The sequence below is a fragment of the Oleiphilus sp. HI0086 genome (assembly GCF_001635225.1).
Map to the genome: position 1 here is coordinate 1 of NZ_LWFZ01000001.1, position 15,611 is coordinate 15,611.

General features: G+C 44.7%; 17 protein-coding genes. 10 read left to right on the top strand and 7 right to left on the bottom strand.

Annotation, left to right across the window (positions count from 1 at the left end):
- The coding region (locus A3756_RS00005) for a tRNA(Met) cytidine acetyltransferase TmcA domain-containing protein (protein WP_156490113.1) at positions 1–569 on the bottom strand (569 nt) is incomplete at its 3' end.
- 163 nt (positions 570–732) lie between these two features.
- Here A3756_RS00005 and A3756_RS00010 point away from each other — a divergent pair.
- Both A3756_RS00010 and panP read left to right on the top strand, forming a co-directional pair.
- Positions 733–1,245 carry a hypothetical protein gene (locus A3756_RS00010; RefSeq protein ID WP_068510042.1) on the top strand — a complete coding sequence of 171 codons (513 nt, stop codon included), beginning with the start codon at positions 733–735 and terminating at the stop codon, positions 1,243–1,245.
- Positions 1,246–1,358: 113 nt separating this feature from the next.
- Entirely contained in the window at positions 1,359–3,029 is a 1,671-nt protein-coding gene (gene panP / locus A3756_RS00015; RefSeq protein ID WP_068510044.1) for a pyridoxal-dependent aspartate 1-decarboxylase PanP, read from the top strand.
- Positions 3,030–3,100: 71 nt separating this feature from the next.
- Here panP and A3756_RS00020 read toward each other — a convergent pair whose 3' ends face one another.
- Positions 3,101–3,367: a hypothetical protein gene (locus A3756_RS00020; protein WP_068510046.1), complete on the bottom strand. Its 267-nt coding sequence runs from the start codon at positions 3,365–3,367 to the stop codon at positions 3,101–3,103.
- Between the two features lie 219 nt (positions 3,368–3,586).
- Here A3756_RS00020 and A3756_RS00025 point away from each other — a divergent pair, with 219 nt between their 5' ends.
- Positions 3,587–6,187, top strand: coding sequence for an EAL domain-containing protein (locus tag A3756_RS00025; RefSeq protein ID WP_068510047.1), 2,601 nt, complete (start codon positions 3,587–3,589; stop codon positions 6,185–6,187).
- 23 nt (positions 6,188–6,210) lie between these two features.
- Here A3756_RS00025 and A3756_RS00030 read toward each other — a convergent pair whose 3' ends face one another.
- The 3 genes from A3756_RS00030 to A3756_RS00040 form a co-directional block, all read right to left on the bottom strand.
- On the bottom strand, positions 6,211–7,068 hold the full coding sequence (locus A3756_RS00030; protein WP_068510077.1) for an acyl-CoA thioesterase II: 858 nt from the start codon (positions 7,066–7,068) through the stop codon (positions 6,211–6,213).
- 72 nt (positions 7,069–7,140) lie between these two features.
- On the bottom strand, positions 7,141–8,298 hold the full coding sequence (locus A3756_RS00035; protein ID WP_068510049.1) for an FAD-dependent oxidoreductase: 1,158 nt from the start codon (positions 8,296–8,298) through the stop codon (positions 7,141–7,143).
- Position 8,299: 1 nt separating this feature from the next.
- Positions 8,300–8,464 (bottom strand): rubredoxin, encoded by a 165-nt coding sequence (locus A3756_RS00040; protein WP_068510051.1) that lies wholly within the window; start codon positions 8,462–8,464, stop codon positions 8,300–8,302.
- A 259-nt stretch (positions 8,465–8,723) separates the two neighbouring features.
- Between A3756_RS00040 and A3756_RS00045 the strand changes: the two genes are divergently transcribed.
- The 5 genes from A3756_RS00045 (at position 8,724) to phoR (ending at position 13,011) form a co-directional block, all read left to right on the top strand.
- Positions 8,724–9,284 (top strand): hypoxanthine-guanine phosphoribosyltransferase, encoded by a 561-nt coding sequence (locus A3756_RS00045; RefSeq protein WP_068552532.1) that lies wholly within the window; start codon positions 8,724–8,726, stop codon positions 9,282–9,284.
- Positions 9,284–9,793: a chorismate lyase gene (locus A3756_RS00050; protein WP_068552536.1), complete on the top strand. Its 510-nt coding sequence runs from the start codon at positions 9,284–9,286 to the stop codon at positions 9,791–9,793. The genes A3756_RS00045 and A3756_RS00050 overlap by 1 nt, the downstream gene beginning before the upstream one ends.
- Positions 9,794–9,797: 4 nt before the next feature.
- On the top strand, positions 9,798–10,679 hold the full coding sequence (gene ubiA / locus A3756_RS00055) for a 4-hydroxybenzoate octaprenyltransferase (protein WP_068510056.1): 882 nt from the start codon (positions 9,798–9,800) through the stop codon (positions 10,677–10,679).
- Positions 10,680–10,798: 119 nt separating this feature from the next.
- The gene (gene phoB / locus A3756_RS00060) at positions 10,799–11,494 is read left to right on the top strand and encodes a phosphate regulon transcriptional regulator PhoB (RefSeq protein ID WP_068510058.1); all 696 of its coding nucleotides are present in this window, start codon (positions 10,799–10,801) and stop codon (positions 11,492–11,494) included.
- A 176-nt stretch (positions 11,495–11,670) separates the two neighbouring features.
- Entirely contained in the window at positions 11,671–13,011 is a 1,341-nt protein-coding gene (gene phoR, locus A3756_RS00065; RefSeq protein WP_068510060.1) for a phosphate regulon sensor histidine kinase PhoR, read from the top strand.
- 14 nt (positions 13,012–13,025) lie between these two features.
- On the opposite strand, the gene cysZ is transcribed toward phoR, so the two are convergent.
- Positions 13,026–13,811: a sulfate transporter CysZ gene (cysZ, locus tag A3756_RS00070; RefSeq protein ID WP_068510062.1), complete on the bottom strand. Its 786-nt coding sequence runs from the start codon at positions 13,809–13,811 to the stop codon at positions 13,026–13,028.
- Between the two features lie 141 nt (positions 13,812–13,952).
- On the opposite strand from cysZ, the gene A3756_RS00075 reads away from it, so the two are divergent.
- Positions 13,953–14,585 (top strand): RluA family pseudouridine synthase, encoded by a 633-nt coding sequence (locus A3756_RS00075; protein WP_068510064.1) that lies wholly within the window; start codon positions 13,953–13,955, stop codon positions 14,583–14,585.
- Positions 14,569–14,958 carry a VanZ family protein gene (locus A3756_RS29095; protein ID WP_068510067.1) on the top strand — a complete coding sequence of 130 codons (390 nt, stop codon included), beginning with the start codon at positions 14,569–14,571 and terminating at the stop codon, positions 14,956–14,958. The genes A3756_RS00075 and A3756_RS29095 overlap by 17 nt, the downstream gene beginning before the upstream one ends.
- Here the strand turns inward: A3756_RS29095 and A3756_RS00085 are convergent.
- On the bottom strand, positions 14,918–15,580 hold the full coding sequence (locus tag A3756_RS00085; RefSeq protein WP_068552540.1) for a methyltransferase: 663 nt from the start codon (positions 15,578–15,580) through the stop codon (positions 14,918–14,920). The genes A3756_RS29095 and A3756_RS00085 overlap by 41 nt on opposite strands.
- Positions 15,581–15,611 lie beyond the last annotated feature (31 nt).

Below are 15,611 nucleotides of genomic sequence, written 5' to 3' on the forward strand. Positions count from 1 at the left end.
GTGATTAGCTCAATTGCTTCGCGCTGGTCAGGTGTGGGTAGGGCCTGTACCTGAGTCGTCGCAGCCGCAGGAACAGCAGGAAGCTGAGACTGATTCTCTTGGCAAAATAGCAGACAATCCTGACTGTTAAAAAAGCTAATCAAACGCTGGAGAAAAAAGGTGTTTGTTTTAGATAACTCTGACTCGTCACTGCACATGCGGCGATAGTCTGGGTCAGGTGCTTTAGCCAAGTCAGCGAGAGGGGGCACCATGATGATAAATAAGCCTCCTCCGCGAACAAGTCCAGATGCTCCACCAAGTCCGTCCGGGCTTAAGCCATCGAAGCCATCCCAAAGCAACAGATTACAATCACCACCCAAGAGGCTTTTAACTTTATGTGCAGAAACAGACTTAAAGCCTTTAATAGGTTCGGAGGCGCTGATATAAATAGCCTCATTTATATCGCCGAAAAGCGAGTTGCTTTGAACCGTATCTAAACACCAATTCTTGTCGCCACTAAGCACTACGGGGTAGCGACAGAAAGACTGCTGGGCAGCGTCAAAAATATTGGAGAATAGCTTTTCAAGCATAGTGGCTTCTTAGTAAATAGGGCGATAAAGAATTTAAATGACCGGCAAGGACAAAAATTTAAGTAAACCTGTAATTTCAGAAGTATGTGTCTATGCTTGAACTAAAACAAGTCTTTGCATGTATCAGTGTCTTGACCTGTCATAGAGTAAGAGAGGAAGCGTTTTGAAAGAAAGTCAGAAACCGGGGAGAACGCAGTTCATTATGATGTTCTTTGCCTTTTCATTTGGCATGGTTCTAGCCAACCTCTTGGCTCAGAATGCTGCGCAGAAAGAAGTCGAAGAGCGCGCCCCTTTATTGGTTTATAAAGGCATTGATAAAAATCTCGAAGACCTGTCGCCAGAGTTTAAGGAACGTATTAGCAAGTTAGAGCGCGAGAGGCGCAGAACTCTCGAAATGGCCGCTTTGCAGATGCATATTTATCAGTATGCGAAAGATCATAAGGTGAGTGCTGAGCAGGCAGGCAAAACACTTTTTCCAAAGTCTGAATATGAAGTTGATAGTCAACGCGTGAGTGACTTTTATCATGCTAACCAGGAGCATATTGCCAAGCCTTTTTATCAAGTCGAGCAGGAAATTACGGCTCAGCTTGAATATCAAAGTGTGAAAAATCTAAAGGAGCAGTTGCTGGCATCGCTTCAAAAGAGTGGTGATTTGGCAATTCTTCCCAGTCAATAAGGTTTTTTAAACGATATTGGTCCATTGCAAGAGACCTTGGCTGGTTATCCTTTGTACGACCGACTATACTAGCGCCCGTTCAAATTTTGGGTATTGAATCTACGTTGTGAGCTATGTTGGACAAGTTATACCATAAGCAGAAGTTTGCTCAGGCAAGCATAGAGAGTATGTATCGAGTATTTACAGTACCCGAAGCACCAGACTCTACTCTTAGCCGTATTGATAAAGACGTTTCTAATAATCTTGCAGGATTTATGCAGGACCATATCGTCGCGGTCGAACATGATTTGCAAGAAATGGAAAAAGACTTTTCTGATCCCAGGATTCCTGAAAAGCCCATTTTTGTATCCGAACATACTCAATTTCTTCTAGATAAAATAGTTGCGCAGTCTGTTCACACCTCATCGCCTAGCTTCGTTGGTCATATGACCTCTGCTTTACCTTATTTCATGTTGCCGCTTTCCAAGATCATGATTGCGCTCAACCAGAACCTGGTAAAAACCGAAACCTCGAAAGCGTTTACGCCCCTAGAGAGACAGGTGCTCGGGATGTTGCACCGCCTGGTATACGCTGAAGACAGTGATTTTTATAGCAAGTGGATGCACGATGCAGGGCATGCATTGGGGGCAATGTGCTCAGGCGGCACCATTGCCAATATCACAGCTCTTTGGGCGGCTCGAAATTTAGCCTTTCCACCCGAAGGAAACTTCAAGGGCGTTGCCCATGAAGGCTTATTTCGAGCGATTAAGTACTATGGTTATGATGGTGCTGCAATCGTGGTCTCAAAAAGAGGGCATTACTCTTTTAGCAAAACAGCAGATATTATCGGCATAGGTCGAGATTACCTGGTTTCTGTAGAGACTGATGAGCATAACCGTATAGATCTGGAAGCCTTACGAGATACCTGCACTCGCTTGAAGAAAGAAAATATCTGCATAATTAGCGTGATTGGCATTGCCGGTACAACAGAGACAGGCAATATCGACCCTCTTGAAGAAGTGGCTGAAATCGCGCGCGAGTTTAAGGCTCACTTTCATGTCGATGCAGCCTGGGGTGGCCCGACATTATTTTCAAATGACTATCGCTCTTTATTAAAAGGCATCGAAAAAGCAGATTCTGTCACCCTGGATGCACACAAGCAGTTATATGTTCCGATGGGTAGTGGCTTGGTGGTGTTTAAGGACCCAAAGAAACTGAAGGCCATTGAACATCATGCTCAGTATGTTGTCCGTCGTGGCTCGAAGGATTTGGGAAGTACAACTCTCGAAGGTTCACGCCCGGGAATGGCGATGCTGATTCACTCTGGCCTGAAGATTATTGCCAAAGATGGATACGAGATATTGATCAACGAAGGTATCAATAAAGCCAAAGCTTTTGCTGCCATGATCGACAACGATCAGGACTTCGAGGTGATTACCTATCCTGAGTTAAATATTATTACTTATCGTTATTGCCCGGAGTTTGCAACGTCGGTGTTAGCAGTTGCAGACGATATTTTGATGGAAAAGATCAATGCAGTTCTGGATCGTATCACTAAGTTTGTACAAAAAACTCAGCGTGAGAAAGGCCTATCGTTTGTTTCAAGAACGCGTTTGGAACCCCCGAAGTATAATCGACAAGCATGTGTCGTCTTTCGAGTGGTATTAGCAAATCCACTGACGACCACTGATACATTAAGAGATATTCTGGCAGAGCAGAAAGAAATCGTGAACGCTTCTATGGAGGTTCAACGAGCAATGAAGTTATTGCGTAGTTTGTGTCAGCTCTCCGAGGATAGCCAATAGTCTGAGATAAACACAGACTATTGGTGCATAGATTTAATCACTCAAGGCTAAATCTAGATTACTGCTTCAGCTTAATATAACGCAGCTTCGTCATCTAAGACTTCGTGAATGACTTCCAAGAAGATCTTATCAGCATCACTCAATTGTTCAGGAATTCTAACAATTGTTGAGGCGCTGATCTTCTCTGCTATTTTAGCGGAAGCATCAGGTTCATTTTTCAGCTCGCGTGCGATCTCCATGCATTTTGTTGAAACACTAGGGTCACTTAGACACTTTCGAATAAAGACGCGTAGTTCACTAATTATTTTGGCTTGTTTGCTCGCTTCTGCACTACTCATCGATAACTCCTTATTTTCTACAAGTATATTTTTTATAGGCAGCATAGCTTCAGTATAGAGCTTAGTTGAAGTCATAGCATGTATTTGTTTGAAATAGTTTGTGAATAAGGGGGAATCTACTCATAAATGTATATCAAGTGAGCAGAGGAAAAAATCAATTGTCCTGCTACGCTTAAGAAACAGAGAAATTGTTTACACTAAAATTAGCCAACCTTATATATGACGTTCTTAAAAAACATTTTGCTTAGGCCGCTACTGATATTCTTGCTGTGTCTAAGTGGAAGCTTTATCGGGCCTGCTTGGGGTATTACGAATGTGATGCCAGACGATGGTGCGCCCCGTATTATTCGAAGTGAATACCTAGTAGATCACTCAGGTAACAGCGGCATAGAGGCAATAAAAAGCCTTGTAAGAGAAGGTGAATGGAAAGGTCTTAGTGAAGACTCGGCTAACTTTGGTTATCAGCGTTATCCGTACTGGTATCGTTTTGAATTAAGTAACCCAAGCCAGGCGCAAAAGGAGCAGATTCTAGAGATCAGTTACCCTTTGTTGGATTATGTGGATTTTTATCATTTTGCAGGTGACAACTTAGTCAGTGAAGTTCACACCGGAGATAGAAAGCCCTATTCGCAGCGCCTGATAGATCACCCTAATTTTCTCTTTCCTGTCAAAATAGCTGCGGGTGAAACCCACCAGATTTATCTAAGAGTCGACACGGCAGGTTCTCAGTTGGTTCCGATGAAAATTTCTGATGCAACGAGCACCTTTGTGCAGCTAGGAAAAGAAGACGCATTACATGCGACCTACTTTGGCGTTGTATCAGTTATTGTCTTCTTTAACTTATTAATCTTTGTCGCGCTCAGGGAAAAGCTGTATTTATACTATTCAGTCGCAGCATTCTTGTACATGCTGTTCTTTGGTATTATGAGAGCGAAGCTTTTCCCCTTTATTTATTCAGATAACCCCGAGTTTCATCACACGCTTTTATTGTTATTGCCGTCCAGCTGTTTACTTTTTTCAGCGCTATTCTCACGAGAATTTCTCAAGCCTGAGCAATACAGTAAGACTTTGGGGTATTTAATCAATGCGATCATTGGTATTGCCTTGATTGGCCTTGCTGGCATCTTGGTATTTGATGCGCAGACCTCCTTGCAATTGTCGGTGATGGGGGCCATTCCTGGCAGCTTTGTTTTACTCATAATGGGGCCAATATTGGGCTTTATGGGGAATAGGATGGCGTGGATCTATGCCACAGCATGGAGTACTTTCATGTTTGGTGTGACGATATCTGCGCTCAGTAAACAGGGCCTGATGCCGGTGAGCTTCGTTACCGAGTACGGTATGCAGATCGGTTCAGCACTAGAGCTATTTATACTAAACGCAGCCTTAGCCTCACGTTTCTATCAAGAGCATAGGCAGCGAATAGCTGCGCAAGAAGCACGATTACTGGAGCAACTTGAGCGCAGAGAAACCGAACAGAAGCTATTAAACAAGTCTTTATCTGATCCCACGACCCACTTGCCAAACCGCTCCTGCTTTGAGCAGCAGGCTAATTTGGTTATTGAGTCTCGTGGGAATAAACGGATCGCTATTTGTGTGATCGAAATCCTTCGTTATATGGAGATCAGTCGTACCTTGGGTCACCATAATACTGATTTAATGCAGGTCGAGGTGGCTCAGAATTTCGCTGCATTGTCGGTTAATATGCCAGGTATCGTCAAACTTCAGGGGCCTTCCGAGGAAGCATTAATTTGTTCTTTGGAGCCAGGCTCATTTGTGATGCTCGTTGAGGCAGAGCTTGCGGAAAGCCACACAGAGCAGGTAAATGAAATTCTAAAGCAGGCAATGCAACCAATTGAGTTTAAGGAGATGCGTCTGGAACTGCGTCCGGTAATTGGTGTGGCTGTTTGTCCTGAGCACGGTTTGAACACCGAAACTTTATTGCGCCATGCCCAAGTAGCTGCAGACTCATCGGAAGCACTTGAGCGACACCTTTCTTACTATCGCCCTGAATATGATCAATACAATGCGCGCCGCTTGATGATGGTTTCTGAATTGAAGGAAGCGATCAAGAATGATCATCTGGCTTTGTACTTTCAGCCTAAATACTCTCTTAAAGAGAATCGAGTTGTAGGTATGGAGGCCTTGGTAAGGTGGAACCATGAGCGTTATGGCTTGGTTAGGCCTGATGAGTTTATTGAGATTGCCGAACAAACAGGCATTATTAAAGCATTAACACGCTGGGTGGTGAGCAATGCACTTAAAGCCCAGAATAGTCTCAAAGAGCTTGGTTGGGACTTGAATATGTCAATCAATCTATCGGTGTTGAACCTGCGAGAGGGAGATTTGATTGATTTTCTGAGCGCTCAAATGGCTGATAACAACAGCGATCCTCAGCGCATTTATTTTGAGTTAACTGAGACCTCGATGATGGCGAATCCTTTGGATGCGATTGAGGTCTTAAATAAAGTGTGTGCTTTACGCTTACGTTTATCGGTTGATGACTTTGGCGCTGGCTACTCCTCTTTGGCGTATTTAAAGTCATTACCGGCGACAGAGATTAAAATCGATAAATCCTTGATATCGGGAATATGTGGGGATGAGGGCAATGAGCTCATTGCTGAAGCAACCATTAACATGTGCCAAAAACTGGGTTATCAGGTGGTGGCAGAAGGTGTCGAAAATGAAGAGACGATGGAGCGCTTAAGAGAGCTAAAGTGCGATTCTGTTCAAGGTTATTTACTAACCCCACCTTTGCCGATGGAGAGGCTACTTCAGTGGCTTGATAAGTCTGAAAGCGATACGCGTGACGTATCCTAGCAAGGCGTCACGCATTTGCAGTTTTAACTACGTTTTCTAATCAATGCTTCCTGGCATACTGAAGCAACTAACTCACCTTGTTGGTTAAAAATATTCCCTCGATTAAAGCCTCTTCCGCCTGACGCACTAGGGCTATCCATATCGTAAAGTAACCATTCATCAACCTTGAAAGGGCGATGGAACCATATCGAATGATCAAGACTCGCAACTTGCATGCCTTTTTGCATAAAACTCAAACCGTGCGGCAGCATACTAGTACCAAGCAGGCCGAAGTCCGAGGCATAGGCCAGAAGGCAATGGTGTAATGATAGATCATTGGGGACTGATGCCACCGCTCTAAACCAATTTTGCTTATAGGGTGGACGAATATCCGGGTTGGTATAGTCAATTGGCTTAACTGGTCTGATTTCGATTGGTTTATCGCGGGTGAACTGCTCCCTAAGTTTTTCAGGTATCAGGTGCTTAAAGCGACGACGTATTTCCAGCTCGGAAGCCAGTTCTTCTGGCGACTTGCTTTCGGGCATATCAAACTGGTGTTCTGAACCCGCTTCATCTTTTTGAAACGAAGCGTTGAGGGTAAAAATCTCTTTGTCGTCTTGCCGGGCAATGACTCGCCGTGTTGCGAAAGAACTACCGTCTCGAATAATCTGCACTTCGTACTGAATTGGTAGAGAATGATCCCCTGGGCGTAAAAAGTAGCCATGCATTGAGTGAGCGCTGAGTTGATCGACTGTTTGATAAGCCGCCATCAGTGCTTGACCACAGACCTGTCCACCGAATACATTTTTGAAGCCCAAATCTTCGCTGCAACCTTCAAAGACTAAGTTGTTGAGTTGCTTAAGTTGAAGGACATCGATGAGTTGTTGTAGTACGTCTTGCATGATCATGACTCACTTTATTAATCGCGCTTTGTTGAGTTTTAAACAAAGCGCCTAATTCAGGGAGTCTTTAGCTTAAAGACTACTGAGCTCTTTAACTAGCGCTTGTTTTTCAACACAGCGTTGCCCAGTTAGTACAAAACCATCCAAACAGTCTTGCTCGTTATAATGACGACCACAAATATTCAGGCCATCTTGTTCGAAGCGCCATTGGCCTGAAGCACTGGCAGGTGGGCAAACGACGACGGGGCAGGCGGGTGTTTTAGTTGCTATCGGCATGATGCCGAAGCTTACCTGGCTCGGTGTGCCGGTCAGAGTCTTCGCTAAGGTGCGTGCGCAGGTCATTAGTGGCAGCACGTAGAGTCTGACCTGCCCTTCGATCTCTGCGCAGTCACCTAAGGCGTAGACATCTTCTGCACTAGTTTGTAGCAAGGCGTTGGTGACAATCCCTTGCTGGCATTCAATCCCCGAGTCTTGAGCAATTTGTATATTGGCTTTCAGGCCGACGGCAGAAATAACCAAGGCACACTCAAGTTCTTGGCCATTACTTAAACGAGCAAGCAAACCATTTCCTTGTTCAGTGATTTCGCTTACATGAGCTTGCATTTCAAACTGACAACCTGCATCACTAAGGCCTTCGATAAGCGCTTGTCCGGCCTCTTCAGGAATCAAACTGTTTAAGGCTGATTTTGAAGGGTCAACGATAGTTACCTTATAACCGCTTGCCAATAAGTCATTCGCGTATTCACAGCCGATTAAGCCGGCACCCATGATCAGTACATGGTTCTGGCTTTCTGAGCAGTTTTCGCCTAACAAAGAACGAAAACGGCGGTAGTCCATTAGGTCATTGATTGAAACGACTTTCTCAAGCTCACTTCCGGGAAAACTGAGCTTATTGACCTGAGCACCACAAGCAAGCACTAGCTTGCTGTAGTCTAAGCGTTCTTCACCTATCAGGATTGCTTTGGCAGAAGTATCGATTCGGTCAACACTCGTATGATTTCTGATTGAAATATTGTGCTGTGCCGCGAACTTTCCCGGGTCGGCCATTGATAGCTCATCAGCCTGCTTGCCTTTGGCAAGTGCTGTCGAGAGCATAGGCTTGGAATAAGAGTGTGCGTCATCCTGAGTGATCACAATAATCTCGCTTTCCTGGTCCAGCTTGCGAACCTCCTTAACAAGATTATATCCGGCCAAGCCACTACCAATGACAACGATAGGTGAAGTATTCATGTTAAATCTCTACCATTTCAAAGTCTTCTTTGCCTACACCACAGTCAGGGCAAAGCCAGTCTTCGGGTACATCTTCCCATGAGGTGCCCGCTTCGATGCCATCATCAGGCCAGCCTTCGCTCTCATCATAAATTAATCCGCAGACTACGCATTGCCACTTCTTCATTCTTTATACCTGTATTATCAAAATGTTACTTGCCTTTCGAATGCATACAAACATGCCTCTCTGGTTTACACTAGCGCCCGCTTGCTTATGCGAAGAGAAGATTCTAGTTTAGAGAATAAATGTTGCCTCATTCACTTAGCGGGCTAATTTACCGAATCAGCTCGATCAGCACAAATCTTTCACTATTTCAGCGATAGTAACTTTGCGGCCAGGCAGGCTCACAGATATAATCTGCACAGCCATTTTATCAGGAAGATCTATGTCCAATACCAAAACCGTCGAAGCCCAGAAAGTCTTTAATGAGGCCGACTGCCTAATCGATATGTCTGAGCTAAGTGATGCAATTGAAAAGACAGCCAAAGATATTGAGCAAGACTTAGCGACCGACAACCCTCTGGTTATTTCAATTATGAATGGCGGTTTGGTGTACTGTGGTCACTTACTCGCTCATTTGAATTTTCCACTAGAGCTGGATTATTTACACGCTACCCGATATGGGAATGAAACCTCTGGCAGCCGCTTGGACTGGCTGGCTAAGCCGGTAAAAGCACTGTCGGGCCGAACCGTTCTTCTGGTTGATGATATCCTTGATGAAGGGCATACCCTCTTACATGTACAGGATTATTGTCGGCAGCAAGGTGCAGCGCGTGTTCTGACGACGGTTTTATTGGATAAGCAACATGACAGAAAGGCGACCAAGGATCTGCTCGCTGACTATACTTGTTTAAATGTTGAGGATCGTTTTGTTTTTGGTTTTGGTATGGATTATCAAGGCTATTGGCGGAATGCGCCGGGTATTTACGCAGTTAAGGGCATGTGATGCTAAAGCCAGCCGCTCGGCGGATACCCGACTGGAAAGTGCCTAAACAATATGGTTCCTGGGTCTTTGATCAAGGTTCACTTACCAAGAGGCTTATCGAAGCATCAAATAATAACTTTAGTGTGCGTGTCACTTATCAAGGCTGGGCTGTACCAAGTCTTGAGGAGAGGCGGATACTAAAAGTGAGAGAGCGTCAGAAAGCGCTGGTCAGGGAAGTTGAGCTGCTTTGTTTCGGAGAAGTATGGGTGATAGCGCGCAGTATTATTCCGAAAACAACGCTAAGTGGTTATGAAAGACAGCTTCAGTATTTGGGAGATAAGCCTTTAGGCGCATTTCTGTTTAAATCCAGAGTTATGACGCGTAGTAAGCTTGAAAGTGTCTCCTTGGTGAAACAGTTTAAAGAACCCGTATTTGGGCGGCGCTCGGTATTTTTTCTTCGTCAGAAACCATTGCTGGTGAGCGAACTATTTATGCCTCGGGTATTTGAGGCAAGCAAACGAGAGAAATAGGCATATGAATACTCAGAGTAAACCCGCGTTTGCAAGTGTTGCAATGGACTACGTAAGGCTTGCGAGGTTGGATAAGCCTATAGGTATTTATCTGGTTTTGTGGCCAACGCTTTGGGCATTATGGTTTGCTGCCGAGGGCATACCAGCTATGGATGTGTTAGCTATTTTTATCGCCGGCTCTGTTTTCATGCGCTCGGCAGGCTGCGTAATCAATGACTTTGCGGATAGAAAAATAGACGGTCATGTAAAGCGCACTGAAGCTCGCCCTCTGGTGACGGGGCGGGTGAGTGCAAAACAGGCTTTGATCTTTTTCGCCGTTTTATGTCTGTTGTCTTTCATCCTGGTTTTGTTTACCAATGAACTGACAATTTACCTTTCATTTGGTGCACTCGCACTTGCTTCTGCTTATCCCTTCATGAAGCGCTATACTTATTTACCACAGGTGGTCTTAGGTGCTGCATTTGCCTGGTCCGTTCCTATGGCTTATGCCGCGCAAGTGAATGAACTGCCTGCGCATATCTGGTTGATCTATATGGCAACAGTCTTGTGGACCGTTGCTTATGATACGATGTATGCCATGGTCGATAGGGATGATGATATCAAAATCGGCGTTAAATCCACGGCCATCTTATTTGGTTCGGCTGATCGGGCGATTATCGCATTTTTGCAGGTTTTGGTGATATTGACGCTGAGCTTGTTAGGTGAACAGCTTGAAATGGGGCAGTTTTACTTTCTGAGTATTGTCGTTGCGTCGGTACTATTTGTATATCAGCAGCACTTGATTCGCCATCGTGACAGAGATGAGTGCTTTAAGGCGTTTTTGAACAATAACTGGGTGGGTATGGTTTTATTCCTGGGACTGTTTCTAGACTTTTATGTCAGGTGAATTGTAAAACTTCGCAAAAAGGAGCGCTCATTAGGTTCTCAGCATAGGCTTACAGTGTAGTGTCATAAAACTGTAACAGCTTGCCGTTTTAATACAGTTTGATTTTTGGAGTAAGTACTATGTCAGAAAAAACCGTATTAATTGTTGATGATGAAGCATCAATCAGAGAAATGATTGCTGTTGCTTTAGAAATGGCTGATTACAATTGTATCGAAGCTTCAAATGCGCAGGATGCATTTATTGCTATTGTGGATCAACGTCCCGATATGATTTTACTTGATTGGATGTTGCCAGGCACTAGCGGAATTGAATTGGCAAGACGCTTGAAACGCAATGAAGCGACCAGTGATATCCCTATTATTATGCTGACAGCTAAAACCGAAGAGGATAATAAAGTACAGGGTTTGGAAGTCGGTGCCGACGACTATATTACTAAGCCTTTTTCTCCTCGTGAATTGGTTGCTCGTCTTAAAGCTGTACTTCGTCGTGCGACGCCTGCGGGTGTCGAAAGTGAAATCGAAATAGATGGATTGGTACTTGACCCAGTTTGTCATCGCGTTACCGCTCACAATAATTTGCTGAGCATGGGGCCAACTGAGTTTAAGCTACTGCAGTTCTTTATGACGCATCAAGACCGCGTTTATAGCCGTTCCCAGCTACTTGATCAAGTTTGGGGTGGCAATGTCTATGTTGAAGATCGAACCGTTGATGTTCATATTCGGCGCCTTCGCAAGGCATTAGGTGAAAGGCATGAATACCTGGTTCAAACTGTTCGAGGTACTGGCTATCGTTTTTCTGCTCAAGGTGCTGCATAGCGCTTGAGCATTGGTAACTTTGTTATAAAATAAGAAAGGTGGCAAGGAGCTCGATTTTTCATGCACATGACTTCGATCATTGACGAAGGGTGCACACTCTCTGTACCGTTTGCGTTTTAATGGCAAACTATTGAATCAGAGAATGAATCTGTCTTCCTGTGCTGGAGCATAAGGTTATGCACAAACGAATCATCGGTCACTTATACTCCCTTTTTTGGGCTGTGATTGGCTTGCTGGTACTTGGCCTGCTGATTGGGGAATTAGCGTGGGTTCTCGCGATTGGCTGCTTTGCCTACTTAGCCTGGACAATCAGCCAGGCTGTTAAGCTGCATCGTTGGCTTTACAGTGTACAAGAAGACCAAGCAATTCCCGAAAGCCATGGTTTATGGGGCGATCTGTTTGACGGTCTATATCAAATTCAATATCAAAATCGCATTACTCAAGAAAACTTGCGGTCAATGATTGCTCGTGTCCAATTATCTACCAATGCACTAAAAGAGGCTGTCGTCATGACTAACTCTGAAGGTGCGATGGACTGGTGGAATGACTCTGCAAGTACAGTACTTGGCTTTAAACGAGAGTCAGATAGAGGTCAGCTGATAACAAATTTGCTTAGAGACCCTTCCTTTAAGCGATATTTTGAAAGCAAGAATTACGACGAACCTTTAGAGCTACGTTCACCTTTAAATAAAAGTGCAACTTTGCAAGTACATATCACTTTGTTTGGCAAAGATGACCGCTTGGTTTTCGCGCAAGATGTGACGCGTGTGCAGCGACTTGAACAGATGCGGCGTGACTTCGTTAGCAATGTTTCTCATGATATGAGAACGCCATTGACGGTTATTAGAGGTTATATCGAAACCTTCCAGGATGCTGAAGATACACCTAAGAAGTGGCGAAGAGCCTTAAATTCAATGCAAGAGCAAACGAAACGGATGGAAAGCCTGATTAGTGACCTCTTGTTACTCGCCAAGTATGAAACTGAAGGCCTGCCTAGTAATACTCAAGCGATCGATATCGAACCGGTACTACAAGAAGTCTACCGCGACGCACGAGCCTTTAGCGCTGACAAAAATCAGAATATTCGTTTGGACTTTGAAAGCACCAAACCCTGTTTATTTACCGGTGACTCTCGTCAGCTTTATAGCGCCTTCTCAAACCTTGCGTTTAATGCAGTTAAGTATACGCCCACCGGTGGTGATATCGACATCAGCTGGTGGCTGGATGAAGAAGGTGCTCACTTTTGTGTGCGTGATACCGGTGAAGGTTTTGATTCCGTTCACATCCCTCACTTGACGGAACGCTTCTATCGAACGGACCCCAGCAGAGACCACTCAAGTGGCGGCTCAGGCTTGGGCTTAGCGATCGTGAAGCATGTATTGATCAATCATAATGCCGAGCTGGAAATCCATAGTGAAGAAGGCATAGGCAGTGAGTTTATTTGTCACTTCCCGGCATCGATAATGGTTTCCAGTAGCTCGGCTAATGAACAGAAAGCGCTAGCAAATGCATCTTGATGAGCTATCTGCATTTACTTGGATAGCTTTTTCTGCGCCTCTGCTTCAAAGTTCATATTGATATTGCCTAAAGATCTTTCTTCGTTTACCCAAAATGCGACCGCGCCACACACCGCAGCGGGCAGTGCCAGAAAATTCACGATAGGCAGAAGCGTTGCCCCAAACGTTACCAGCCCAAAACCTAGTGATGTCAGACGATGGCTAGCCAGGTAGTTTTTCATATCGGGGAAGCTCATCTTATTATTATCTGCCGGGTAGTCGATATATTGAATGGCCATCATCCAGGCTGAGAAAATAATCCAGATAACAGCAATAATCACATTCAAGCCGGGGATTAAGCCTAAAACCAATAGCACTAGCACCCGCGGGATATAATAAACAAGCTTTTGGAGTTCTCGCATGATGGTTCTGGGAACCATTGCCAGTAGCTCGCTCCATGAGAAGTCTTCACCTTTATCTTGGCCGCTTAAGTGCTTTTCAGTGAGTTCTGCCAGGTAGCCATAAAAAGGAGCGCCGATTAAATTCGCGGCGGCAATAAAGCCATAAAACAGCGTCATTAAGATGGCTAAGAAGTAGATTCCCCAGAATAACCACTCCATGAATCCTAGCCATTCTGGGACCCAAGACAATAAGGTCGCCATCCAACCGTCTACTAGGCTATATGCCCACATGATGAGCAGCGTAAACAAGATGATATTTACGGTTAAAGGAACCAGTAAAAATAGGCGAAAGCCGGGCTGGCAAATGATCTTGAAACCTTGAGCCAGATAGCCAAAGCCGGTAAACATATTTCCCTTCATGTGAAGATTCGCTCCTGATCAGAATATCGTCTAAGAAATTTATAGGGCTTAATAGGGTTGTAGGCAGTGTATAATAGCTCGCTTGGAGTTTCAGCAGTGCTCTGATGAAATCAAAGTAATGTCACTAGGTAGTTGTAGCCAATGCGTCCAGATTTTCAAATCGAGATTGTTTATTCAGATGAACAGCTTGTGGTGGTTAATAAGCCCTCCGGTTTGCTATCAGTTCCGGGCAGAGGCCCCGACAAAGCTGATTGCTTGCTGAGCCGCTTACAAGACCAATTTCCCACTATCAGGGTGGTTCATCGTTTGGATTGCGCAACCTCGGGCTTGATGGTCTTGGCGCTTGATGCGGATTCCCACAGGGAGCTTAGTAGGCAGTTTCATGACAGAGAAGTCAAAAAGCGCTATGAAGCCTTGGTTTATGGCTTTATGGAAGATGAAAGTGGCGAAGTTAATCAGCCATTGAAGACCGACTGGCCCAATCGGCCTCGACAGATGATTTCACATGAAGGTAAAGCTGCTCAGACCTTCTATCAATGTACGACTCGCTCAGAACAGGCATCGAGAGTCATCCTCACGCCGATAACAGGTCGCTCTCATCAACTACGTGTTCATATGCTATATACCGGCCATCCAATATTGGGCGATGGGCTTTATGCTCACGAGTCGGCATTAAAGGCTAGTAGCCGTTTATGCCTACATGCCACAGACTTAAGTATCTACCAGCCAAAGACTAAAACTTTTATGGAGTTCTCAAGTGCTACACCTTTTTAGTCAGATAATCCAGTTTACCTGGCTGAACAAAATCGTTTTGTACCTTGCTTTGCTGTTCTCTTGTATTGCCGCGTTTTCACCCCTTACGGGGCTGGAGCAAGTTAATGTGAGTGACAAGGTGCTCCACCTAGTAGCATTTTTTGTACTTTCTTTATTGGTTCAAATTGCCTATCCAAGGCTAGGTTTAAGGGCAATACTATTTTGCTTGGCTTGCTTTGGTCTGGGTATTGAGCTTGTTCAGGCTTACTTGCCCCACCGTAGTTTCGAGCTAAATGATTGGTTTGTAGACTTGTTAGGCACAGTGATTCACCTGATCCTTATTGCGCCAACTATTAAGAGCAAGTGTTTGAGTGGTAAATACGCACCTTGTTAAATTCTTCAAACTCATTTAGGTCTGGACAAGTACGGGCTTCTTTTACTTCAAGCAAATCGTAAGCGGAAGAGGGCAGTACTTTTACGCGGGAGTCAGCAAGAAGTACTTGAGGACATTTAGTGGTAAACAAATCTAGCAAGTCGTGATTATCTTTGTCATATAGTACATCCGCCGCGGTGATCAGGTCGAGCTCTTCATCAAAAGCCATAAAGTCTTCAGAGTAGTCAAAGCTCAGAGAGTTGAGTTCGGCATTTGCACGACAAGCTTCAAGAGCGTCTGAGTCGATATCACAAGCTATGACTTTTTTGGCACCAGCCTTGGCAGCAGCGACTGCAACAACACCCGAGCCGCTACCAAAATCTAGCACTGTCTTACCACGCACATATTCCGGGTTCTCCAGAATGAACTGAGCCAAAACCTGTCCACTTGCCCAACAAAAAGACCAGTAGGCAGGTTCGGCCACAACAGCCTGTGCTTCGTCATGGCTAAGTGGGCCCTGTAATACAGCTGGGTCAAACAGATAAAGGCCGATTGCAGGGCAGGCGGGAGGTTTAGTCGCCTTGACACGACCTTTAGCGAGAGTTTTATTTAAGTTAGCGTTGAGTGTATCGACAGTATTCATGACATTTTAATGATGATTGACAGTGTTAAGT

Coding starts and splice junctions, on each gene's coding strand:
- panP (WP_068510044.1), top strand. CDS start 1,359: ATGTTGGACAAGTTATACCATAAGCAGAAGTTTGCTCAGGCAAGCATA.
- A3756_RS00020 (WP_068510046.1), bottom strand. CDS start 3,367: ATGAGTAGTGCAGAAGCGAGCAAACAAGCCAAAATAATTAGTGAACTA.
- A3756_RS00025 (WP_068510047.1), top strand. CDS start 3,587: ATGACGTTCTTAAAAAACATTTTGCTTAGGCCGCTACTGATATTCTTG.
- A3756_RS00030 (WP_068510077.1), bottom strand. CDS start 7,068: ATGCAAGACGTACTACAACAACTCATCGATGTCCTTCAACTTAAGCAA.
- A3756_RS00035 (WP_068510049.1), bottom strand. CDS start 8,298: ATGAATACTTCACCTATCGTTGTCATTGGTAGTGGCTTGGCCGGATAT.
- A3756_RS00040 (WP_068510051.1), bottom strand. CDS start 8,464: ATGAAGAAGTGGCAATGCGTAGTCTGCGGATTAATTTATGATGAGAGC.
- A3756_RS00045 (WP_068552532.1), top strand. CDS start 8,724: ATGTCCAATACCAAAACCGTCGAAGCCCAGAAAGTCTTTAATGAGGCC.
- A3756_RS00050 (WP_068552536.1), top strand. CDS start 9,284: ATGCTAAAGCCAGCCGCTCGGCGGATACCCGACTGGAAAGTGCCTAAA.
- ubiA (WP_068510056.1), top strand. CDS start 9,798: ATGAATACTCAGAGTAAACCCGCGTTTGCAAGTGTTGCAATGGACTAC.
- phoB (WP_068510058.1), top strand. CDS start 10,799: ATGTCAGAAAAAACCGTATTAATTGTTGATGATGAAGCATCAATCAGA.
- phoR (WP_068510060.1), top strand. CDS start 11,671: ATGCACAAACGAATCATCGGTCACTTATACTCCCTTTTTTGGGCTGTG.
- cysZ (WP_068510062.1), bottom strand. CDS start 13,811: ATGAAGGGAAATATGTTTACCGGCTTTGGCTATCTGGCTCAAGGTTTC.
- A3756_RS00075 (WP_068510064.1), top strand. CDS start 13,953: ATGCGTCCAGATTTTCAAATCGAGATTGTTTATTCAGATGAACAGCTT.
- A3756_RS00085 (WP_068552540.1), bottom strand. CDS start 15,580: ATGAATACTGTCGATACACTCAACGCTAACTTAAATAAAACTCTCGCT.